The organism is Pseudomonas sp. c313, from assembly GCF_055407145.1.
In genome coordinates, this window is the sequence record NZ_JBUZRD010000003.1 from 456,618 (window position 1) to 477,913 (window position 21,296).

The following is a 21,296-nucleotide window of genomic DNA, read 5'->3' on the forward strand; positions in this document are numbered from 1 at the left end:
GCAGACCCTAGTATTGAAAGCTCCGGACTGACCTGCCCGGAGCATTTTGGTTAGCGTGTGCTTAACTGGGGGGCCGCGTCCTTGGGGCCCTTCCAGCTTAGTAGTTGATGTTTGAAGTCATAACTGGCGGCCTGGTAGTAGGTGATGGCCCGCTGAATCAGCGGGTCATTGCTGCCCACGCGTGACTCTTGGCTCTCACCCAGGGCCTGGTCATGGCGACGCAGGCCTTGGCGCGGGCTGAGAATCGCCAGGTCCTTGCCGTCGAACAAACCCAGGTGCTGATAGTTGCCCACCACCACACGGGGCGGCAGCGAGTTGTCTTGCAGCAGGTTGCGGCCAAAGAATGTCGATTCGTAACTCAGGTTAAGCAGGCCCAGCAATGTCGGTGCGATGTCGATCTGGCTGGCCAGTTGCGCGCTTTCACGGGCCTCGATCAGTTTTGGTGCATAGATGAGCAGCGGTATCTGGTAGTTGCTGATAGGCAAGTCTTCCTTGCCTGCGCTGCCAGCAGTGTGGTCAGCGACAAAGATAAAGATAGTGTTGTCGAACCACGGTTTCTGGCGTGCGGCCTCCAGGAACTGGCCGATGGCGTAGTCGGTGTATTTCACCGCACCGTCGCGACCGTTGCCCGATTTGATGTCTATGCGCCCGTCCGGGTAGGTATAAGGACGATGGTTGGAAGTGGTCATCAGTTGCAGCAGAAACGGTTGCTGCTTGGCGTAATTGGCGTCTGCCAGTTTTAACGTCTGTTTATAGAGGTCTTCGTCGGCCATGCCCCAGGCATTTTTGAAGGAGATTTGCGCTTCGTCGACGCTGCTCTGGTCCACCACCCGATAACCATTACCGCTGAAAAACGCGTTCATGTTGTCGAAGTAGCCGCGCCCGCCGTAAACAAACACGCTGTCGTAACCAATGGCGTTGAGTTGCTGGCCAAGGCTGGCAAAACCGCTCTCCCGGCCGATACGCTTGACGATCGAACGCCCAGGCGTTGGCGGAATGGCCAAGGTAATGGCCTCCAGGCCGCGATCGGTACGCGTGCCGGTGGCGTAGAAATTGTTGAAATACAGGCTTTGCTGGCGCAGTGCGTCGAGGTTGGGCGTCAGGTTGCGCCCGTCACCGTTGCTGCCCATGTATTTGGCGCTGAAGCTTTCGATGGTCACCAACACGATATTGGGCTTGCGCAACGTGCCAGGGTTGTCGATGGCACGGCGGATATCCAGTGTATCGCTGCCGATAAAGCGTGCATTGGGTTCGCTGAGTTCTGCGCGCAATTGCTTGGCGACGACATCGGACGGCAGACTCTTATAGAACTGCGTGTAATCGAGCTCGTTGTTACGGAACGCGGCGAAGAACTGATACGGGCCGTTGCTTGCCAGTTCGTTATTGTAAGCGTTGCCACCCTGGGCACGCGGGTTGTCCTGGCTGATCAGTTGCAGGCTCAGACCGACGATAACCAGTAAACCCAGCGCGTTGAGCAAGCGGCCACGCATCACCGGAAGGGGGGAATCGAGTGCTGTGTTGAACGGTTTGCGTAACGCCAGGCTCAACACAATCGCCAGCATCGCCAGCAGGCTCAGCAGTTTGCCGATCGGGTAAGACTCCAGCAGGTTGTTCAGTACCTCATTGGAGTACACCAGGTAATCGACGGCGATAAAGTTGAAGCGCACACCGAACTCATCCCAGAACAGCCATTCCGCCACTGACGTGAACAGCATGGCGAACAAACTGACTGTCAGCACGCCTTGCAGAAACCAGCGGTGGCCACGGCGGCGCCATAACGCCGGTGGACACAGCAGTAGATACAGCCCCAGGGGCAGGGCGGCGTAGGCCAGAAAGCCCAGGTCGTAAAGCAGGCCCACGCCAAACACCGGCAGCAGGTTACCGCTGACTTCATCCAGGTGGCTGATGAGCAGTACGCTGCGCGTCAGAAGAAAGATGACCAGCCAGGCGCCGGTCACCAACAACAAATAACGCATTGGCGCTGTCTTGGGAAAGCCCATGTCCATGTTCCTTATATCGATGGGCGGCGATCTTCCGCCTGACACTGTGGTCGGTTTGTGAACCGATAGTGAAAAACTCGTTAATCCATTCAATTGGTTGAAACCCTTAATCAGTTGCTCGTTCAGGCCTAGCCGTGGGCCATACTTGGCCTTAAGCTGCGCGAGCCAACACGGCCGTTACCGCGTACGGAGACACTGCCCATGCGAATTTTATTGGTTGAAGACAACCGCGATATTCTGGCCAACCTGGCCGATTACCTGGGGCTAAAGGGTTACACCGTCGACTGTGCGCAGGACGGCTTGTCGGGCCTGCACCTGGCCGCTACCGAGCATTACGACTTGATCGTTCTCGACATCATGCTGCCAGGCATCGATGGCTATACCCTGTGCAAACGCCTGCGCGAAGACGCCCGTCGCGACACGCCGGTGATCATGCTGACGGCCCGCGACCAGTTGGATGACCGGCTTCAAGGCTTCAAGTCTGGCGCTGATGACTACCTGCTCAAGCCGTTCGCCCTGTCGGAACTGGCAGCGCGCATCGAGGCGGTGCTGCGTCGCGCCCAAGGCGGGGGGCGTCGTGCCCTGCAAGTGGGCGACCTGGCCTACGACCTCGACACACTGGAGGTAACCCGCGAAGGGCGCCTGCTCAAGCTCAACCCGGTGGGCCTGAAATTGCTGGCGGTGTTGATGCAGAAAAGTCCCCATGTGTTGCGTCGGGAAATTCTCGAGGAAGCCTTGTGGGGCGACGATTGCCCAGACAGCGACAGCTTGCGCAGCCATGTCCACCAATTGCGCCAAGTGATCGACAAACCCTTCGCCAAGCCGTTGCTGCAAACGGTGCACGGTGTGGGTTATCGCCTGGTTGAGGGCCGAGATGGAGTTTAAGCAAAGCCTTGCCCAGCGGATCATCATTGCTTTTGCGCTGATGAGCGCGCTGGTGGCAGGGGCCTTCGCCATGGGCATCATTGCCACCGTACACCTGGTGGAAGAAAAACTGATTTCAGCGGGGTTGGGTGGCGATCTGCAACGGCTGCTGCTGATGGACAGCGTTGAAGATTGGCGGCATCGGCCCGAGCCGGACCAGTTGTTCTATTTCAGCGGTGGGCACGGGGATTTCGAACTGCCCAAGGATTTGCGTCACCTGGACTCAGGTTTTCACGAGGTGTTTCGCGAACAGCTGTCGTATCACGCCATGGTCGAGATCGTTGACGGCCGCCGTTATGTCCTGCTGCAAGACCAGAGCGACTTCGAAGAGCGCGAGCGCGTGCTGTTTGCCGTGGTGCTGGTAGGTTTTGTTCTCAGCCTGGCGCTGGCCGTGTTTCTTGGCTGGGTCCTGGCACGCAAGGTGATGGCACCGGTGGTGCGCCTGGCTCGCCAGGTTCGTCATCGTGACCAATTGCTTGGTTTGGCGCCGCCATTGGCCCCGGACTATGCCGCTGATGAAGTGGGGGAGTTGGCGGTGGCGTTTGACGCCACCCTCGGCCGCCTGCGGCAGGCGCTCACCCGGGAGCGGATGTTTACCAGCGATGTCAGCCACGAATTGCGCACGCCATTGATGGTGCTGGCCAGTTCCTGTGAATTGCTATTGGAGAACCCGGCCATTGATTCCCGCGCTCGCAGTCAGGTCGAGCGTATTGCCCGTGCCTGTGAAGAGATGAGCGAACTGGTGCAGACGTTCCTGATGCTGGCCCGTACCCAACGGGAAGACGCCAGCATGTCGCCCCAGGTCGGTCTCACGCAGGTGGCCGAGGATCTGTTGGGAATCTGGCGCGGTCCCATCGAGCGCAAAGGCATTGAATTGTTCTACCAGCCGGGCAATCCCCTAAGTACTCGCTACAACGCCACGTTCCTGCATGCGGTCATGGGCAACCTACTGCGCAATGCCCTGCATTACACCGAACAGGGTTTTATCCGCCTGACCCTGGAACCCACAGGGTTCGTAGTGGAAGACACTGGCGTGGGTATTCCCGAAGACAAGCGCGAAGCGATGTTTGAGCCCTTTGTGCGCGGTAACGAAAAGCGCGGCGAAGGCCTCGGGCTGGGCTTGTCGCTGGTTCAGCGGATCTGCGAAAACCAGGGTTGGACCGTCAGCCTCAGCACCATGGAGCCCAATGGCTGCCGGTTCCATGTTGAGTTGAATCCGGTCAAATCCTGATCCCTTTCCTGCCCCTATTCTCAGGGGCAGATTTCAGCTTGTTCGACGAAGATGGCCCCATGCTATGACTTTTGCCTGTAAAACTTTGTAATGTTTTACCGTTAGACGGGACATTTTTTTCACAAAGGGTTGACCTGAGGATGACACTCCGCCGCTTAAGGTCGTAGGCATCAGTACAGGAGACCCGCTGATGGTTACCCCAATCAAGCTTGAATTTTCCGAAAAGTACGATGAGCAGCATGCGCAGAATTATTTGCTCAAGCATCAGGACAATCTGGCTCGTCGACTGTCCCACAAACGCGATGAGCAATTGGCACGCGGTGCGCTGGCCATGGCGGGTGAGCCTGGCCTGGTGCTGGACCTGCCGTGTGGCGCCGGGCGTTTCTGGCCATTGCTGGCGGAAAAACCCAACCGCGTGATTATCGGTGCCGACAACTCCGAAGCGATGTTGAAGATTGCCACAGTGGCCCAACCGGCCGAGGTGGTGAAACGGGTACGGCCCTTGCAGACATCTGCCTTTGATATTGATTTGCCAGACAACGCCGTCGACAGCATTTTTTGCATGCGCCTGATGCACCACATTGGTGATCCCGAGCACCGGCTGGCGATATTGCGGGAGTTTCAGCGTGTTACCCGTGACAGCGTGATTATTTCGCTGTGGGTGGATGGCAACTTCAAGGCCTGGAAGCGCAAGCGTTCCGAGGTACGGCGTCGCAATAAGGGTGAGCAGGAAGGTTACCAAAATCGGTTTGTGTTACCGGCTGCTACTGTTGAGGCTGAGTTCGAGCAAGCCGGTTTCCGGGTTCAGGAACATTTGGACTTCATTCCGCTCTACGCCATGTGGCGAGTGTATGTATTGCGTAAGAGGTAACAGGATGGCAGTTGAGTGTGTAGCAGGTAGTGAAGTAGCTCCCGAGGAGCGATTTGATTATTTCTGGCGCCAGCAGGGTGAATGGGTCGAGGAACCCAATCGTCGCCGTGGCGGTGAAAGTGGCGTGCAACGTGTGGTTGGGACCAATGGCCGTTTGCTGTATAGCAAGCGCCAGACCGGCCATATCTACCGCAGCTGGCTGCATCCTTTTGGACGCCCTACCGTGTTACGCGAGCGTGATGCCCTCAAGGGTCTGCGTTTGCTGGATGTGCGGGTGCCGGAGCTGGTGTTCTGCGAAGCACGCCGTGATCCAGAGCATCAATGGAAGGCCTTGCTGGTGACGGCAGCCCTGGAGGGTTTCGACGAAGTCGAAAACTGGTACGCCGCTGGTGGCCGCGAACAGTATGGCGAGTTGGTGCATGAGCGCCTGCTGCAGGAACTCGCTGGCACCTTGGCACGTATGCACAAAGGCCGCTGGCAGCATGGGTGCCTCTACATCAAGCACATTTTTGTCAAGGTCACCGGTGAGGGCGACGCGGCCAATGTTGAAGTGGCGTTGCTGGATTTCGAGAAATGCCGCCAGCGCATGACCGCTCGGCAGGCGGCCTCCCATGACATGCTGCAATTGCGCCGCCATTCGTCGTGGAACGCTTCCGACTGGCAAAAACTCAGCTATTTTTACGAGACGGCGTTTGGCAGCGCTATCAAAGGTTTAACGTAATGAGGCTAGAAATAGCACGAGGTTTATTTCTGTTGGGGGCGTTGGGGATTGCATCCCTGGCCCTGGCTACCTGGGAGCTGCCACGTACAGAAATCCTCAGTGGGGTGCATGGTGGCGGGCAGTGCCCGTTGCCGAGAATCGCCAAGGTGAATGCCGTGGTTCAGCCTGATCATCAGCTGTTGCTGTTTATGTTCGGGCTTTCACAAGGGATGAGGCCATAGCGTTGAAATCATTGAAACCCATATGAAAGGTCTCGTTTTGTGAGGCCTTTTTTTTCGGGTTGCGTTTGACGGTTGGGGTTTGGGGTATATATCCATTTTTGGGGTGACGGCTGCTTAGGGTTACGCCCTACGGCGTGTCGCTTTGAAAAGCTGTACGGACCGGACACATGGTTGACGGGGCGCCTAAGATCAAGATCAAAAGCACGGCGGCCTGGTAGCCGACCTGAGTGATGAAAAGCAAACGCGGATCCCTGTAGGAGCTGGCTTGCCTGCGATGGCCGTTAACGATGACGCGGGTTTTCTGGATGAACGTGGTGCCTGTAAACCCATCGCAGGCAAGCCTACAGAAAGCGGATTGGCCCCAAAAGGGCGGCGTCTCAGACCTCATCCGCCTTAGCCAGCAACGTATAAACACACGGCAACACAAACAACGTAAACAACGTTCCAATCGACATCCCCGTCGCAATTACCATCCCGATGTCATACCGGCTTACCGCCCCCGCCCCGGTGGCGAAGATCAGCGGCACCATGCCAAACACCATCGCCGCCGTAGTCATCAATACCGGCCGCAAGCGAATCGCTGCGGCTTCTTCCACCGCCTCTCGTGCTGTAAGCCCCTTGTCCTTACGCAACTGGTTGGCGAATTCGACGATCAAAATCCCGTGCTTGCTGATCAACCCGATCAAGGTCACCAGCCCCACCTGGGTATAGATATTCATGCTCGACCAACCGAGGAACAGCGGAATCAATGCCCCACAAATCGACAGAGGCACCGTCACCAGAATCACCAGAGGATCGCGGAAGCTCTCGAACTGCGCCGCCAGCACCAGGAAGATGATCGCCAGCGCCAAAGCGAAGGTGACCCAAAGGGCGCTGCCTTCCTGGATGAACTGGCGTGAGGCACCGCTGTAGTCGAAGGCGTATCCGGGCGGGGTTTCTTCAATGGCAATCTGGCGCACGGTCTCAATGGCCTCACCCATGCTGACAATGGGGAAACCGGAGATCAGTGCCGAGTTGAGCTGCTGGAACTGGTTCAGTTGTCGCGGTCGCGCCCGGTCTGTGATGGTAATCAGGGTCGACAGCGGCAACAGTTCGCCTTGGGTATTTTTTACGTAGTAGTTGCTCAGCCACTGCGGGTTGTCCCGATAAGCCCGCTCTACCTGGGCAATCACCTTGTAACTGCGGCCGTCGATGGTGAAACGGTTGATTTCCGCTTCCGCCAGCAATGTCGCCAGGGTGCCGCCGAGGTCCTGCATCGATACACCCATTTGCGCCGCCTTGGCGCGGTCGATATCCACCACCACTTCCGGTTTGTCGAAGGCCAGGTCGATGTCGACAAAGGCAAACTTGCCCGACTCCATGGCGCGTTTTTTCACCCGGTCGGCCACTTGCAGCAGGGATTCATAGTCGTTGGGCGTGTTGATGATGAAACCGAAGGGCAATCCTTCGCCGGTGCCGGGGAGGGAGGGCAGGTTGAAGCCGAATACTTGCAGGCCGGGAATGTCTGCCAGGCGTTTCTGCACTTCGGGCAGGATTTGCATTTGGGTGCGGCTGCGCTCATTCCACGGTTTGAGCAGGAAACCACCGATGCCTGATTGCACGCCGTTGAAGCCGTTGATCTGGAACGAGGAGTAGTACTCCGGGAACTCCTTGAAGATCTTGATGAACTCATCGGTGTAAGTGTTGAGGTAATCGAGGTTGGTCGGCTGCGGGGCGCTGGCCATCATGAAAATGATGCCCTGATCCTCATCGGGGGCCAGTTGCGACTGGGTGAACTTGAGGAACACCGGAATCAGGCAGAGCACGATCAACGCGAACACTACCACCACTGGCCGGGTGTTCAAGGTGCCGTGCAGGGCGCTCTGGTAGCGCCGTTTGAGGCTTTCGAAGGTACGGTCCAAGCGATGAGCCAGTCCCGTGGGGTTTTCATCATGGCGCAACAGCAGCGCGCACATCATCGGCGACAGGGTCAGTGCAACAATGCCGGAAATCACCACCGCGCCGGCCAGGGTCAGGGCGAACTCCTTGAACAGCGCTCCGGTCAGCCCCTCCAGAAAGCCAATCGGCGCATAGACCGCCGCCAGGGTGATGGTCATCGACACCACCGGCAGGGCAATTTCCCGGGCGCCCTCTAGTGCAGCATCCAGCGGTGTCTTGCCTTCTTCGATATGCCGATGGATGTTCTCCACCACCACGATCGCATCGTCCACCACCAGGCCGATGGCCAATACCATTGCCAGCAGCGTCAGCAGGTTGATCGAGTAGCCCATCAGTTGCATGAAAAACAGTACGCCAATCATCGACAACGGAATGGTGATCACTGGAATCACCACTGAACGCAGCGCGCCGAGGAACAGGAAAACCACGACGATCACGATAAGCACTGCTTCGAACAGGGTTTTCACCACCTCATTGATCGACGCCTGAATAAACAGCGTGGCGTCGTAGGCGATTTCCGCCTTGAGGTTGGGCGGTAGCTGGGACTCCAGCTCCGGCATGATCTTGCGCACTTCCTTGATCACGTCCAGCGGGTTGGCACTGGGGGTGGCCTTGATGCCGATGTACACCGACGGGGTGCCGCCAAAGGAACTGATGGCGTTGTAGTTCTCCGCGCCCATCTCCACCCGCGCTACGTCGCTGAGCAGCACGCGGCTGTCACCGTCGGTTTTCAGGGTGATGGCGGCGAAGGCTTCGGCGGACTTGAGGTCGGTGTTGGCGTTGATGCTGGTGACCACATACTCGCCCTTCACCTCGCCGGCAGCGGAGAGGAAGTTGTAGCGGCGCACCGCATCGGTGACGTCGCTGGCGCTCAAGCCGAAGCCTGCGAGCTTGACCGGGTCCAGCCACAGGCGCATGGCGAATACCTGGTTGCCGAGGATCTCGGCTTCGGCCATGCCGGGCAGGGTGGCGAGTTTGGGCTGGATCACCCGCGACAGGTAATCGGTAATCTGCGGGTTGCTCAGTTCCTGGCTGGAGAAGCTGATGTACATCAGCGCCGAAGCGTCGGCGGCTTCCTTGCTCAGCACCGGGTCTTCGGCGTCCTGGGGCAGTTTGTTCTTGACCTCATTGGCCTTGGCCAGCAACTCGGTGAACAGTCGGTCGCTGTTGGCGCCGATGCGGGCATAAATGGAGATCACTGAGAAGTTCTGGCGACTGACCGACGTCATGTAGTCGATGCCTTCGGCGCTCGCCAGGCTTTGCTGCAACGGTTGCGTGATATAGCCCTGGATGGTTTCGGCATTGGCGCCGGGATACGCCGTGGTCACGGTGATCAGGGCGTTTTCCATGGACGGGTACTGGCGCAGCGGCAGCTTGCTGTAGGCCTGGAAACCCAGCAATACAATCAGCAGGCTGACCACCATGGCCAACACGGGGCGACGGATGAACGTGTCGGTGAACTTCATGGCTCAGTTCCTTGCACCGTCGGTGCGTGGAGACTGGCCAGGATCGGCCGGCAGGTTCTTGTCCGGGCTGATGGCAATGTGGGTGCCGGCGTCCAGTTTGATCTGGCCGGCACTGATCACTTGCTCGCCATCCTTGAGCCCCTTGGCCACCAGGACCAGGCCACCGCGACGCTCACCAGTCTCGACGAACCGCCGCTCGGCGATCAGCACCGGCTGGCCATTGGCATCCTTCTCCAGCGTGCCGTCTTCAGCCTTTTTCTGGGCTACGACGTACACTGAGTTGCCGTAAAGGGTGTAGGTAATCGCGCTCTCCGGCACCACGATCTGCGGCGCCGGGTTCGGCAGCAGTACCTGCAGGCTGGTGAACATGCCCGGCAGCAATTTGCTGTCGGGATTGGCCAGGGTAGCGCGCACCAGCACGTTGCGGGTGCTGTTCTCGACCTTCGGGTTGATGGCGCTGATGGTGCCGGGGAAGTTCTGCTTTGGCCAGGCAGAAACTTCCACCTGGACGGCCTGACCGACCGCGACCTTGGGGACCGATTGTTCGGGGATGTAGAAGTCGACGTACAGGCTGCTAATGTCCTGCAATGTGGCGGTCACCGTACCGCTGGCCAGGTAGTCGCCGACGTCCACCTGGCGAATACCGATGGTGCCGCTGAACGGCGCGACGATGTGCTTCTTGGCCAGTGATGCCTTGAGCTGGTTGACCGTGGCCTTGTTTTTTTGCAGTTGCGCCGAGAGCCGGTCGAACTCGCCCTTGGAGATCGCCTGGCTGCCCACGAGTTGGCTGCCACGGCCGAAGTCCAGTTGCGCCAGGCCCAGGTCAGCCTGGGCGGTTTCCAGGAGGGCGCTTTCCACTGCACTGTCCAGTTGCACCAGAGGCTGGCCGGCCTTGACCTTCTGCCCGGACTCGAACTGCACGGCCTTGACGGTGCCAGCAATTTCCAGGCTCAGATTGACCCCTTGCAAGGCCTTGAGCGTGCCCACTGCCGGCAGGCGTTGTTGCCATGGTTGTTCGACAGCCGTCGCCACCGCCACGTTGACGGGCGGTTTTGGCGCGGAAAAGACCTGGACCTGCTGATAAATGGAGAAGGCTTTATAGCCCGCCAGCAGCAGGACGATTAACAGGACGACACCCAACATGATCAGCATGCGACGGCGCAGCATATTCCGATTCCTTGGAAAAACTGGGACAGACGAAGACAGACAAGTCGGCACATTACACCGACTTTTTGGGGGATTCCAACTGGTAATTTTGACAGAGATAGGTGGCAGGAACGTTCCCATCACGGGGTGGAGAACGTCCTACAGACCCTGTATTGATGTCAGATCAAATGCAGATGGTTGTCCCAGAGCCCTGCCGGCAATTCCAACGGCTTTGCCTGCAACTGTTCTTGCCGGCAATCGTAGAAACGGCAGCGGCCCTGGCCGGATGTCACAACAAAACCGTCCGCCACCGCACCGACGCCGGCACAGTCCGGCAACGGCCCGTCCAGGCGCAATTGTGCGGTGTCCATGTCCCAGATAAAAAAGCGGTTGCCCCGTGGCGCCGTCAGCGCTACCAGGCGCAACTCGCTGTGCACGGCGACGCTGGCGGTGTAATGCCCCATGGCCTGCAACTGCTCGTCGGCCACCGGGAACGCCACCAAAGGCTGCCCTGGCCGTTTGATTGCCAACAGCTCGGAACGCTCATGGGATGGCCCCATGAACTGCTGCCCGGCGAGGATGGTGCCATCGCTGGCGATCCCCATATGCCGCACGCTGTTCATCTGCTGGGGCAGGGTTTCCTTGCTCAGCAGGGTGCCGTCACGCTGTATCAGTACCAGGCTCGGCTCCATGGCATTGAGGTTCATTTCGACCCGGCTTTCGGCCTCAGTGCGAATGCCGCCGTTGGCCACCACCAGGGTTTCGCCGTCGGGCATCCACGACACCTGATGCGGGCCGATGCCATGGGTGGAAATCTCGCCGCTGTGCACCAGCCGCTCGCCTTCGAACTTGTACACGCCGAGCAGGCCGCGACCGGGATCTGAGGTGTCGTTTTCCGTGGCGTACAGCCAGTCGCCGCTCTTGTGAATGACCGCGTGGCCATAGAAGTGGCGATTGGCGTTGGAGGTGATGGTTTGCAGGAGCGCACCGTCACGCAAGTCGATCAGGTAGCTTTCGGTACCCGGGCGACGGGCGACAAACAGCGCAATGGGCAGCGTCGGGTGATTGATGATGTCGTGGCAGCGCTGGCTCACTTGGGTGGCAAATACCTGTGTACCGTCCAGACGATAGCCGACGGCGTAGTGCTTGCCATCACTGTCATCGCGCGCCGACAGCAGCCGCGGGCCTTTACCCTTCTGCTTGAACAGCGTCCAACCACCCAGGGTAATTGCACTGAGCAGCACGCTGCCGATGGCCAAAGCCTGTCGCCTGAGCATCATCAGTCACCGTCGTTGGCGTTAAAGCCCAGTTGGATGCCCAGCGTCTTGGCCAGTTCGCCTTCGTGCAGGCGGTGGACGACGTTGAGGCTGTCATAGATGTTGTTGAGTTGCTGGCGCCCGGCGTCATCGGCCAGCAATTCATTCAGCGAGCGCTGGTTGCTGGCGAACAGTTTCAAGGACGCGGCATAGGCGGCGTCGATCTTGTCGGCCAAAGGCTTCTGATCGGCCGACAACAGGCCGCGCAGGCCTTTATTGTCGACGCCGACCCACACGGTCTGGGCCGCTGCGAGGCTGGCCTCCAGGCTCTGCAGGGACGACTGGCTGCGCCAGGCATCGGCCTGGAACGGCTGTGGGATACCCTTGGTCTGGCGGCCCATGGGCGTGCCGAGTTTTTTCTTCAGGGTGTCCAGGGCGGTCACTTGCACCTGCAACAGGGCAGCGATGGCTTCGTGGGAATCGGCGTAGCGCTGGTTAGGAAACTTGGTCATCTGCGCCAGCATCCCATCGGTGCTGTTCCAGCTCGACAGGATCTCTTCGGCGAGGAGTTTCTGCCGTTCGCCGATGGCGGTCAGCAAGGGGCAATAACGGGCTTTCTGCGCGTCATCGGCCAGATCGATCTTGGCGTCGTAGAGGATGTATTCGTAGGCCGACAGGCCTTGCACCACCACGCTGGACTTGGCCAGGGCGCCAGCATCAATTTGCGGCTGGGCGGTGACCAGTTGCTCCACCTGCCGGCCTACCAGGTTTTTCTTGTCTGGCCAGAACTGCACCTGCCACGCTCGGTTGCCTTCGGCCAATGGACCGATCAGCAGCGGTTGCAACTGGGCCCAGGCTTTTTGCGCGTGGAGGAAGTCGGCACGAGCGGTTTCCAGGGACTGGTTACCCTGACAGTAAGCCAGGGCGCTGACGGCCAGTTGCCGGTCAGCATCGACCCAGCGGCTGTAGGTCGGCAGGATCACTTGCTTGGCGATGGCCGCCGAGGTCACCGCTTGCGGGTCCTGGGGCGAACAGGCGCCGAGGGCAAGGGCGGCAAGGCTGGTGAACAACAACTTGGGACGGAACATGTCGAGCTCCCTTCTGTAAGTGGGGCAAAGCTTATAGAGAATTCAGGAACGTGAGCAACGCGGCGCGCTGTTCGGCGTTAAAAGACAGCACATGCTGCTGCGCGGCCTGCGCTTCACCGCCGTGCCACAGCACGGCTTCAAGCAGGTTGCGGGCGCGGCCGTCATGCAAGAACTGGGTATGCCCGCTGACGGTTTGCGTCAGGCCGATGCCCCACAACGGCGGCGTGCGCCAGTCGCGGCCACTGGCCCGGAATTCGGTACGGTTGTCGGCGAGGCCGTCGCCCATGTCGTGCAGCAGCAAATCGCTGTAGGGGCGAATCACTTGATTGGCCAGTTCAGGTTCAGCGGCATTTTTTGCCGTGGTGAACTTCGGCGTGTGGCACGACTGGCAACCGGCCTGATAAAACAGGTTTTTCCCGGCCAGCACCTGCGCTGACTCAACGTCACGGCGGGCCGGCACAGCCAGGTTGCGGGTGTAGAACAAGACCAGGCGCAGGATGTTATCACTGACTTCCGGCTCACCCTCCGGGCCGTTGCCGCTGGGCGCCTGTTTGCAGGCAGTTTGCGCCTCGGTGCAGTCATCGAACAGTCTCAGGCTGGTGGTCAGGCCCATATCACCCGAGAACGCGTGAACATTTTGTTGATTAAGGTTGGGTTGTCCGGCTTTCCAGCCAAATCGGCCGAGGACGGTTTTTTGCAGGGCGTCGTCCCAGACCCAGTTCGGCCGGCCTATCACGCCGTTTTTATCCGCCTGTTTCCCAGCGTTTTGCAGGATATCGGCGTCGGGAATGGCTTCCAGCAACCCCAGGCCAATCATTGGCGGTGCAACCCTCGCGGAAAAACGCGTGTCCGGGTGCATCGGTCCGTAGCCCAGTTGGGTGATCTGCAGAATCGGCTTACGCAGTTCGACCACGGTGCCGTCCTTGAAACTGACATTTATCGGTGTGTAGTCGACCCGCACCTTGCCCTCCGGTGTGACACCGGGCACGGCCATGTCTTGTAGCTGCCCGCCGTAGACAGGTTCGGGAACAATCCCCAGTTGCTCGATGACCTTGGCGTACGGTGGCGAGTTGGGGATCGACAGGCGCACCAGCATCGACACGGCATTGACCGCATCGGTCGTTGGTGGGTGGCCACGGCCATCCTTGATATGGCAGTTCTGGCAGCCATTGGTATTGAACAGCGGCCCCAGGCCATCCCGTGCGGTGGTGGTGGACGGCGCAATCACCCAGGGGCTGCGAAAGAAACTGTTACCGACACTGAAATCCAGGCGCCGGGTAGGCGACAGGTTGGCCGACGGCAGGGAGAACGCGTTCTGATCGGACTTCCTCACCGTGGTGCTGCCACCGGCCCGCGCTTCACCCGGCTCGGCCTGAGTGAACTCTATAAACGCTGGGGGCGGGGCGTCATCGCAGGCACTCAGGCCCAGGGCCATCAATAGTGCAAGCAAGCGAAGAAGCGGACGGGGCATCAGGTTTCCTGGATGTTCAGTCAAAACAAGGGCGCAAAGTCTAACAGGGCAGGGCGGATTGAATAAGAGCAATTATCGTTTGGTGGTATCCGATTCATTCCCGCTAGAATGACCGCACATTTTTCTCTGGAGGTGGCCAATGCAGGCTCTCGACGCTTTGCTCAACCGTGTTTCCGTGCCGCGACTGCTGGAGCCAGCCCCTACCGCCGAGCAGCGCGAAGTACTGTTCGCGGCGGCCATGCGTGCGCCGGATCACGGCCAACTGCGGCCTTGGCGCTTTCTGACCGTGGAAGGCCCGGCCCGTGAGCAAATGGGTACGCTGCTGGCTCAAGCCGCGCGCCTGCAAAATCCCGAAGCGCCCCAGGCCTTTGTCGACAAGGCCCAGGCCGGCCCGCTGCGTGCGCCGCTGGTGGTGGTGGTGATTGCTCGCTTGCAGGAGCACTTCAATGTGCCGAAGTCCGAGCAACGTTTGGCTGCGGCCTGTGCGGCCCATGGGATTCTACTGGCGGCCTATGCCCAGGGGATTGGCGCGGTGTGGCGCACCGGTGAGCTGTCCTACTCGGCCCACGTGGCTAAAGGTTTGGGATTGGGCGAAGGCGAGGAAGTCATCGGCTTCCTCTACCTGGGCACCCCGCAAAACCCGCCGCGCACGGCGCCAAAAGAAGACCTTGCGCTGTTTGTCAGCGCCTGGACCGGGGCTTAAACCCGAAACTGGTCCATCAGCTTCATTTGCTGATTGGCCAGGGCATTGAGTTGGCTGCTGATGGCCGCCGACTCCGTGGCCTGGCCGGTGAGGGTTTCGGTCACGGTGCGGATCGCCGAGACGTTGCGATTGACCTCTTCGGCCACGGCGCTCTGTTGCTCGGCGGCGCTGGCGATTTGCAGGTTCATGTCGCTGATCACCGTCACGGCATCGCTGATCTTGCCCAGGGCCTGCACCGCTTGATGGATCTGCCCGGCGTTGTTCTGCGCCTGGCTCTGGCTCGAATGCATGGTTGCTACCACGCCACGGGTGCCACTCTGGATGCGCTCGATCACCAGGCGAATTTCCTCCACTGAGTCCTGGGTGCGCTTGGCCAGGTTGCGTACTTCATCGGCCACCACCGCAAAGCCACGACCGCTTTCCCCGGCTCGCGCCGCTTCAATCGCCGCGTTCAAGGCCAGCAGGTTGGTCTGTTCGGCGATGCTGCGGATCACTTCCAGCACTGAACCTATTTGCTCACTGTTGACCGCCAGGGTTTCGACTTCGGTTACGGCCTTGCTGACTTCCTCGGCCAGGGTGGTGATGTCGCGGGTGCTGCGCTCGATGATCTGCATGCCTTCGCGCGCCGACTGATCGGCACCGCGTGCGGCATTAGCGGCACTGGATGCGCTGTTGGCAACCTCGTGGGCGGTGGCGCTCATCTCGTTGGACGCGGTGGCCACCTGGTCGATCTCGCGGAACTGCACCTGCATGCCTTCGCTGGTCTGGCGGGCAATTTCCGAAGATTGGTCGGCGGTGCCGCGGGCTTCGGTGATGCTCTGCTTGATCTGGGCGATGGTCGGTTGCAGCTTGTCGAGGAAACGGTTGAACCAGCCGACCAGTTCCCCCAGTTCATCTTTCTTGGCATAAGCCAGGCGCTGGGTGAGGTCGCCGTCACCGCTGGCAATTTCCTTAAGCATGACCGCGACGCTGTTGATCGGCCGCGTTACGCCGGTGGCGGTCAGCCAAATCAGCAACAAGCCGAGCAGGCCAGCAGCAGCGCCTACCAGCAAGGCTTTGAGGGTACCGCTGGCCTGGGCCTCGTCGAGTACCGCTTGCAGTTTTACCGAGTCGGCCAGCAATACCTGCTTGGGCAGATCGATGAGCACGCCCCAGGATCTGGCGTCGGCGATGGGTTTGACTGGGTAAACCGAGCGGATCAATTCGCCTTGTTCAAGGATCTTGCGGTTGTCATTGGCCAGCAGTTGCACAATGTCCTTGCCCTCGGTACCGAGGATGTCGCCGATATTTTTGCCGACCTTGTCCGCCTGGCCACTGTAGCCGGCCAACAGGCCGTTGCCGGAAACAATTTGCATGTGCCCGGCACCGTCGAACAGCTCGCGTTGCGATGCGTCGGCTGCGGCTTGCAGGGCGTTGAGGGCGATGTCGATACCGATCACGCCGATCACCTTGCCGTCCACCAGCAGAGGCAGGGAGATGGTGGTCATCAGCATCGACTTGCCGGCCACGGTGTCTTCATACGGGTCCAACAGGCAAGTGCGCTTGTTGTCCCGTGGGCAGGTGTACCAGATGTTGTAGGGCGTGCCGCTGAGGTTGAGGGTGGTCTTGGTCAGGTCTTCCTCGACCATTAGCGTGTTTTCGCCTTCACCGCCGGCGCGGCTCCAGTAGCTGGAGAAACGCCCGGCTTCGTTGGAGGCACGGACGGCGTCATTGATGAATTCACTGTCCTTGCCATCTAGGGCATTGGGTTCGAAGGACAGCCAGATACCCAGCACTTTGGTGTTGCGTTCGAAGGCGGTCTTCAGGCTCTGGTTGAGCTCTTCACGCAGGGTCGAAGGCTCCAGGGAGCGCTTGACTGCCATGTTGCGCAAATCCTTGACCTGATCGGCGAGGGCGGTGACCACCAGCAGGTTTTCGCCAAAGGTTTTTTGCACTTGCGCCGCTTGTTCGGCGGCCTTGGCCTGCAGCAGGTTTTCCACGCTGGCGGTGAGCATTCGCGAACTGGACGCACTGATCAGCTTGTCGTTCTGGTTGGTCTCGTAGAGGTTGATGCTGACAATCAACGCGATCACGCCCAACAGGCAGAGACCAGACAACAGCACGATTTTCAAGCGGATGGAGAGCGTGTCGAACATAGGATTACTCGCGTATGGACTTATTAGAATGCAAGCAGAGTCTGTGGCTGACTCAAGGTGCCAAGTCCATTCGGCGCTATGCCCGGAACATCGGCGGGGGCGGGTAATTCATGAGGGGGAGGCGATGAGTGGTAGGGGATTTGTCAGGAGGTTTGCAGCAGGCGTTCCGGCCGCGACCAGATCCACAGATTGCCCAGGCTCATCCCGGCAATCGCCAGGTAGATCGGCCAGCCGTGGTCGAGCATCACCAGCATCAAGCCTGCGCACAGCAGCATGCTTACGGTAGCGCTGACCTTGGCCCGGCGGGCGATGATTTTGCCGTTGCGCCAGTTGAACAGAATCGGCCCGAACAAACGGTGGTTTTCCAGCCAGGCGCTCAGGCGCGGCGAGCTTTTGGTGGCGGCCCAGGCGGCCAGCAGGATGAATTCGGTGGTGGGCAGCCCCGGCACGACGATGGCGATCAGGCCTATCCCCAGGCTGACGTAGGCCAGCAGGCCGAATAGCACACGGGCGACTTTTGAGGAAGATTGGGTTTTGCCGGTCATTTGGGTGGGGTTTTTCATGTAGGAGCGAGCTTGCTCGCGATGGACGTTAACGATGATGCGGGCGTTCTGAATGCACGCGGCGCTGTCGGGTTCATCGTTGGAGCGCCGCCGGGAGCAAGCTCGCTCCTACAAGGGAATCAGACTAATTCTGGGGTGGTAGCGTATGCCTGCTCCAGCAGCACGGTGAAGCGCACAAACGCGTCAACCGCGCCTTTTTCCACGTCGGCTTCTTCTTCGGGGGTGAACTCCAGTGCGTCGAGGGTGCGGGTGAAGCTCTTCCAGCCTTCGGCACGACCACCGGCCGGTTCGCCCAGGTGACGGGCACCGAAGGTTTCGCTCAGGCCCAGGCCGACGGCACGCTTGATCAGGAACGCCGCGCCCAGCTTGGAGCCTTCGGAGACGAACAGCCAACCCAGGGCTTGTGCCTTGCTCGGGTTTTTCACAGCGCCAGCCACCGGGGCCGGGACTTCGGTTTCCAGGTCGGCCAGGTCCAGCTTGGCGGCGTCGGCGCGGCAGCGTTCGGCCAGGTCCGGGACGATTTTGATCAACTCTGCGTCGTTGTACAGCGCCACCAGTTCCGACTGGAACAGATATTGTGCGACCACGAAACGGGCGAAGTTGGCCTGGGTTTCAAATGGCGCATGGGCCTTGACCAGGGCGTCGAGCTTGGTGTGCGGCGAGTGGGTGATCTGGTTCAGGCGTTGGGAGCGCAAGCTTGGGCGTTCGGTGGTAGGGGAAGCGGTCATGGGGTGTCCTTGAGGGGAGGAAGCGCCTTGCTGCGCAATAGAAAGTGCCAGGCTGTTATGAACTAGACGAACAAGAAGACGCGTTACAGTAAAAAATCCTCACCCTGGCAGTGATAAAACTGCTGGGGTGAGGCGCCACGTATCAGATATCCCAGATCAGGTTGATCGCAAAGTGGCGACCTGGTTGAGTCAGGCGGTCCAGGCTGGCAGGGGCGGTTACGCCGGCTTCGCCGACGCTGTCGTAGCTGCGCACGTCATCCCAGTTCCAGTATTTCTTGTCGGTCAGGTTGTACAGGCCGCCGTTGATGGTCACCTCGTCGGTGACTTTGTAGAAACCAGTCAGGTCCACGATGCCGAAGCCTGGAGTCTTGAACGGGCCGTTGGCCTTGTTGCCGTCGGGGGAGAAGAAGGTTTGGCTGTCGACGCGATCCTGCTTTTTCACCAGGGTCCAACTGACCAGCGCACCGTAGGTGTCCTGGTCGTAACCCAGGCCAAACACGCCCTTGAGCGGGTTGACGCTGTTGAGCGGCTCGCCGGTGTCGTTGTTGCGGCCGTGGGCGTAGGCAATCGAGCCCTTGGTGTACAAGCCTTGCGGCGCGCCAAACGCATCGAGGCTCAGGCGACCTTTGACTTCCACGCCCTTGATGGTGGCGTGCTTGATGTTGTTGGCCTGGAACGCTTCGATCGTGCTGCCTGCAACAGAGGCGTCTTCGTTGATGAAGTCGCGGTACTTGTTGTAGAACACTGCCACGTCGAAACTCCCGGACTCAAAGTTGCCGCGAATCCCGGTTTCATAGCTTTTGCTGGTTTCGGGCTTGAGGTCCGAGTTGGGCTCGACGATGTAATTTTCAGCGAGGTTTTCAAAACGGCCGTACAAGGCCTTGGCCGACGGAGTGCGAAAACCTTCGGCGTACTGGCCGAACCAGGTGTATTGCTCGGTCAGGGCATAGGTCAGGCCGAACTTGGGCGAGACGCGATGCCAGGTTTTTGCCTTGTCGCTGTGCTCGTAGATCCTTTGCGGATCGACCGTGTTGAGAAACTCCTCGGTCAGCTTGGGCTTGAGTTGTACATAGTCGTAGCGCACGCCAGGCAGGAAGGTCCAGTCGTTCCAACTGATCTGGTCCTGGGCGAACAGGCTGTAGCTGTTGATGGTTGGGTCGGGGAAGTCGCTGGCCTTGACCACGCTGTCGGCGGGTATCGGGCTCGGTGCACCGATGGCCGTGCAGCCACCGCCGACCGCCAGGCAGCTAGCTTCGCCGGCCCGCGAGCCGGTAACTTTTTGCTGCTTGAGTGTAGTGCCGTAGGTCAGCAGGTGGTTGGTTTCGCCGATGTTGAACGCCTTGTCCAACTGAGCGTCGAACACCCACTGTTTTTCTTCGTAGAGCGTCTCGCGAGTGCGCAACACGCGGCGGGACGTCTGGTAGATTTCTGCGGTGGTCTGGTCGGTCTTGGCGATCTGGTAGTTCAGGCTCCACTTCACGTGATCAACCAACAGGCTGTCGAGGGCAAAGCTGTTTTCCAGACCGAAACGCTCACGGGTGATGGTGTCGTTGCCTGACCGGGCGCGGTAGTAGTTGGTTGGGCGGCCCGTGTTGAATGGTCCGCCCACCACACTTTTCTGATTGATGTCTCGATCGTCCTTGTACTTCTCGTAGGTCAGCCCCAAGCGGGAATCTTCAGCATAGTTCCAGCCCAGTTTGGCCAGCACGTTGGTGGTGCGGGCGTCTTCCGGATTGGCGCCGGTGCGCTCCAGGCCAGTGGCGTTGTTGCCATCGTAGGATTCGGTTTCGTGGCCGTTGCGCTGGCTCAAATGCAGCAAGCCGTCGAAGTCCTGGACGCGGCCGGCAATGGTGCCGGAAGTCAGCCAGCTTTCGTCGGCAGAGCTGTAGCCGGTTTTCAGGCGGGCGCCGAAATCCTGGCCGGGCTTGATGATGTCGTCGGGGTCGAGGGTGAAATAGCTCACCGCGCCGCCGATGGCGTTGCTGCCGTACAGCACCGATGCCGGGCCGCGAAGGATTTCCACGCGCTTGACGATTTCCGGGTCGACGTAGTTGCGGCGGGTCTTGGCGTACGGGCCATTGAAGAAGTTGTCCGGGACTTCAACGCCGTCGACCTGGGTCAGGATGCGGTCGCCGTCAATGCCGCGAATGTTGTAGCCAGCGTTGCCGGAGCGAGTACCGGCGCCGCCGACCGAAACGCCTGGCTCGTAACGCACCAGGTCGCGGATGTTATTGACGTTCTGGCGGTCCAGTTCCTGGCGATCGTGCACGCTGACGGTGCTGGGAACGGTGCTCACTTCCTGTTCCTGGCGGGTGGCGCTGATGGTCATTTGTTGCAGGGTGATTGCGCTACCCGCCGCGCGCTTTTCCAGGACGATGTTGTTATTGCCCAGTTTTCGGTAGCTCAGGTTGGTCCCCACCAACAGCCGGTCCAGGGCTTTTTCCGGCGTCAACGACCCGCGTGTGCCTGGGGAGGAAACCCCTGCGCCCAATTCGGCGGGCAGGCCGATTTGCCAGCCGGTCACGGAGGTAAAGGCGTTCAGCGCCGACACCAGGGATTGCTGCTCGATGCTGAAGCTGTAGTTGGCGTTGCTGTGTCTGGCAGGCTCGTCGCTGGTGGCGGCCATGACCGGGGCAACCTGGCTGCCTGCCAGCAGGATGGCAGCGGTCAGCAAGGACAGGCCGTGGCGACGTGAGGGAGAAGAGGACCGGTTGAAACGAGAGGACATCGAAAGCGCTCCGCAAGAGACGAATCTTATAGTTGCGAACTGACACAAATGCGAATCAGTTGCATTGACTATGACGAGACGTACCACGGATGACTATCGAGTAAAA

General features: G+C 59.7%; 16 protein-coding genes and 1 pseudogene. 6 read left to right on the top strand and 11 right to left on the bottom strand.

Annotated elements, in window-relative coordinates:
* Nucleotides 1-50: 50 nt before the first annotated feature.
* Entirely contained in the window at nt 51-2,000 is a 1,950-nt protein-coding gene (locus ACZRKZ_RS11610) for an LTA synthase family protein (RefSeq protein ID WP_463981655.1), read from the bottom strand.
* Nucleotides 2,001-2,201: 201 nt separating this feature from the next.
* Here ACZRKZ_RS11610 and colR point away from each other — a divergent pair, with 201 nt between their 5' ends.
* From colR to ACZRKZ_RS11635, 5 genes are all read left to right on the top strand, one after another.
* A complete protein-coding gene (gene colR / locus ACZRKZ_RS11615; RefSeq protein ID WP_133099640.1) occupies nt 2,202-2,885 on the top strand; it encodes a two-component system response regulator ColR in 684 nt (227 codons plus the stop codon).
* On the top strand, nt 2,875-4,155 hold the full coding sequence (locus ACZRKZ_RS11620; RefSeq protein ID WP_463966966.1) for a sensor histidine kinase: 1,281 nt from the start codon (nt 2,875-2,877) through the stop codon (nt 4,153-4,155). Before colR ends, ACZRKZ_RS11620 begins: the two co-directional genes overlap by 11 nt.
* Before the next feature lie 190 nt (nt 4,156-4,345).
* Nucleotides 4,346-5,026 (top strand): methyltransferase domain-containing protein, encoded by a 681-nt coding sequence (locus ACZRKZ_RS11625; protein WP_133099638.1) that lies wholly within the window; start codon nt 4,346-4,348, stop codon nt 5,024-5,026.
* Between the two features lie 4 nt (nt 5,027-5,030).
* Nucleotides 5,031-5,747: a lipopolysaccharide kinase InaA family protein gene (locus tag ACZRKZ_RS11630; RefSeq protein ID WP_463981656.1), complete on the top strand. Its 717-nt coding sequence runs from the start codon at nt 5,031-5,033 to the stop codon at nt 5,745-5,747.
* A complete protein-coding gene (locus ACZRKZ_RS11635; RefSeq protein WP_463981657.1) occupies nt 5,747-5,968 on the top strand; it encodes a hypothetical protein in 222 nt (73 codons plus the stop codon). The genes ACZRKZ_RS11630 and ACZRKZ_RS11635 overlap by 1 nt, the downstream gene beginning before the upstream one ends.
* 377 nt (nt 5,969-6,345) lie before the next feature.
* Here ACZRKZ_RS11635 and ACZRKZ_RS11640 read toward each other — a convergent pair whose 3' ends face one another.
* The 5 genes from ACZRKZ_RS11640 to ACZRKZ_RS11660 form a co-directional block, all read right to left on the bottom strand.
* Nucleotides 6,346-9,372 (bottom strand): multidrug efflux RND transporter permease subunit, encoded by a 3,027-nt coding sequence (locus ACZRKZ_RS11640; RefSeq protein ID WP_463981658.1) that lies wholly within the window; start codon nt 9,370-9,372, stop codon nt 6,346-6,348.
* A 3-nt stretch (nt 9,373-9,375) separates the two neighbouring features.
* Nucleotides 9,376-10,539 (bottom strand): efflux RND transporter periplasmic adaptor subunit, encoded by a 1,164-nt coding sequence (locus ACZRKZ_RS11645; RefSeq protein WP_463981659.1) that lies wholly within the window; start codon nt 10,537-10,539, stop codon nt 9,376-9,378.
* A gap of 158 nt (nt 10,540-10,697) precedes the next feature.
* Nucleotides 10,698-11,795 (bottom strand): DUF1513 domain-containing protein, encoded by a 1,098-nt coding sequence (locus ACZRKZ_RS11650; protein ID WP_463981828.1) that lies wholly within the window; start codon nt 11,793-11,795, stop codon nt 10,698-10,700.
* A gap of 2 nt (nt 11,796-11,797) precedes the next feature.
* Entirely contained in the window at nt 11,798-12,862 is a 1,065-nt protein-coding gene (locus tag ACZRKZ_RS11655; protein ID WP_463981660.1) for an imelysin family protein, read from the bottom strand.
* A gap of 31 nt (nt 12,863-12,893) precedes the next feature.
* Nucleotides 12,894-14,333, bottom strand: coding sequence for a di-heme oxidoreductase family protein (locus tag ACZRKZ_RS11660; RefSeq protein ID WP_463981661.1), 1,440 nt, complete (start codon nt 14,331-14,333; stop codon nt 12,894-12,896).
* A gap of 139 nt (nt 14,334-14,472) precedes the next feature.
* Between ACZRKZ_RS11660 and ACZRKZ_RS11665 the strand changes: the two genes are divergently transcribed.
* Nucleotides 14,473-15,036, top strand: coding sequence for a nitroreductase family protein (locus ACZRKZ_RS11665; protein WP_463966958.1), 564 nt, complete (start codon nt 14,473-14,475; stop codon nt 15,034-15,036).
* Here the strand turns inward: ACZRKZ_RS11665 and ACZRKZ_RS11670 are convergent.
* The 5 genes and pseudogenes from ACZRKZ_RS11670 to ACZRKZ_RS11690 form a co-directional block, all read right to left on the bottom strand.
* Nucleotides 15,033-15,788, bottom strand: a complete 756-nt coding sequence (locus ACZRKZ_RS11670) for a methyl-accepting chemotaxis protein (protein WP_463981829.1) — start codon at nt 15,786-15,788, stop codon at nt 15,033-15,035. The two genes, ACZRKZ_RS11665 and ACZRKZ_RS11670, sit on opposite strands and share 4 nt — an antisense overlap.
* 102 nt (nt 15,789-15,890) lie before the next feature.
* Nucleotides 15,891-17,171 (bottom strand): annotated as a pseudogene (locus tag ACZRKZ_RS11675) (methyl-accepting chemotaxis protein); the annotation flags it as partial.
* Nucleotides 17,172-17,314: 143 nt separating this feature from the next.
* Nucleotides 17,315-17,716, bottom strand: a complete 402-nt coding sequence (locus ACZRKZ_RS11680; protein WP_463981830.1) for a YbaN family protein — start codon at nt 17,714-17,716, stop codon at nt 17,315-17,317.
* Nucleotides 17,717-17,853: 137 nt separating this feature from the next.
* A complete protein-coding gene (locus tag ACZRKZ_RS11685) occupies nt 17,854-18,462 on the bottom strand; it encodes a biliverdin-producing heme oxygenase (protein WP_133099628.1) in 609 nt (202 codons plus the stop codon).
* A 142-nt stretch (nt 18,463-18,604) separates the two neighbouring features.
* A complete protein-coding gene (locus tag ACZRKZ_RS11690) occupies nt 18,605-21,190 on the bottom strand; it encodes a TonB-dependent receptor (RefSeq protein ID WP_463981662.1) in 2,586 nt (861 codons plus the stop codon).
* Nucleotides 21,191-21,296 lie beyond the last annotated feature (106 nt).

Bases quoted from the DNA above. Each gene is read 5' to 3' on its own strand.
- ACZRKZ_RS11660 (WP_463981661.1), bottom strand. From the start codon at position 14,333: ATGCCCCGTCCGCTTCTTCGCTTGCTTGCACTATTGATGGCCCTGGGC.
- ACZRKZ_RS11655 (WP_463981660.1), bottom strand. From the start codon at position 12,862: ATGTTCCGTCCCAAGTTGTTGTTCACCAGCCTTGCCGCCCTTGCCCTC.
- ACZRKZ_RS11685 (WP_133099628.1), bottom strand. From the start codon at position 18,462: ATGACCGCTTCCCCTACCACCGAACGCCCAAGCTTGCGCTCCCAACGC.
- ACZRKZ_RS11650 (WP_463981828.1), bottom strand. From the start codon at position 11,795: ATGCTCAGGCGACAGGCTTTGGCCATCGGCAGCGTGCTGCTCAGTGCA.
- colR (WP_133099640.1), top strand. From the start codon at position 2,202: ATGCGAATTTTATTGGTTGAAGACAACCGCGATATTCTGGCCAACCTG.
- ACZRKZ_RS11625 (WP_133099638.1), top strand. From the start codon at position 4,346: ATGGTTACCCCAATCAAGCTTGAATTTTCCGAAAAGTACGATGAGCAG.
- ACZRKZ_RS11690 (WP_463981662.1), bottom strand. From the start codon at position 21,190: ATGTCCTCTCGTTTCAACCGGTCCTCTTCTCCCTCACGTCGCCACGGC.
- ACZRKZ_RS11645 (WP_463981659.1), bottom strand. From the start codon at position 10,539: ATGCTGCGCCGTCGCATGCTGATCATGTTGGGTGTCGTCCTGTTAATC.
- ACZRKZ_RS11635 (WP_463981657.1), top strand. From the start codon at position 5,747: ATGAGGCTAGAAATAGCACGAGGTTTATTTCTGTTGGGGGCGTTGGGG.
- ACZRKZ_RS11640 (WP_463981658.1), bottom strand. From the start codon at position 9,372: ATGAAGTTCACCGACACGTTCATCCGTCGCCCCGTGTTGGCCATGGTG.
- ACZRKZ_RS11670 (WP_463981829.1), bottom strand. From the start codon at position 15,788: ATGCAGGTGCAGTTCCGCGAGATCGACCAGGTGGCCACCGCGTCCAAC.
- ACZRKZ_RS11620 (WP_463966966.1), top strand. From the start codon at position 2,875: ATGGAGTTTAAGCAAAGCCTTGCCCAGCGGATCATCATTGCTTTTGCG.
- ACZRKZ_RS11610 (WP_463981655.1), bottom strand. From the start codon at position 2,000: ATGGGCTTTCCCAAGACAGCGCCAATGCGTTATTTGTTGTTGGTGACC.
- ACZRKZ_RS11665 (WP_463966958.1), top strand. From the start codon at position 14,473: ATGCAGGCTCTCGACGCTTTGCTCAACCGTGTTTCCGTGCCGCGACTG.
- ACZRKZ_RS11630 (WP_463981656.1), top strand. From the start codon at position 5,031: ATGGCAGTTGAGTGTGTAGCAGGTAGTGAAGTAGCTCCCGAGGAGCGA.
- ACZRKZ_RS11680 (WP_463981830.1), bottom strand. From the start codon at position 17,716: ATGACCGGCAAAACCCAATCTTCCTCAAAAGTCGCCCGTGTGCTATTC.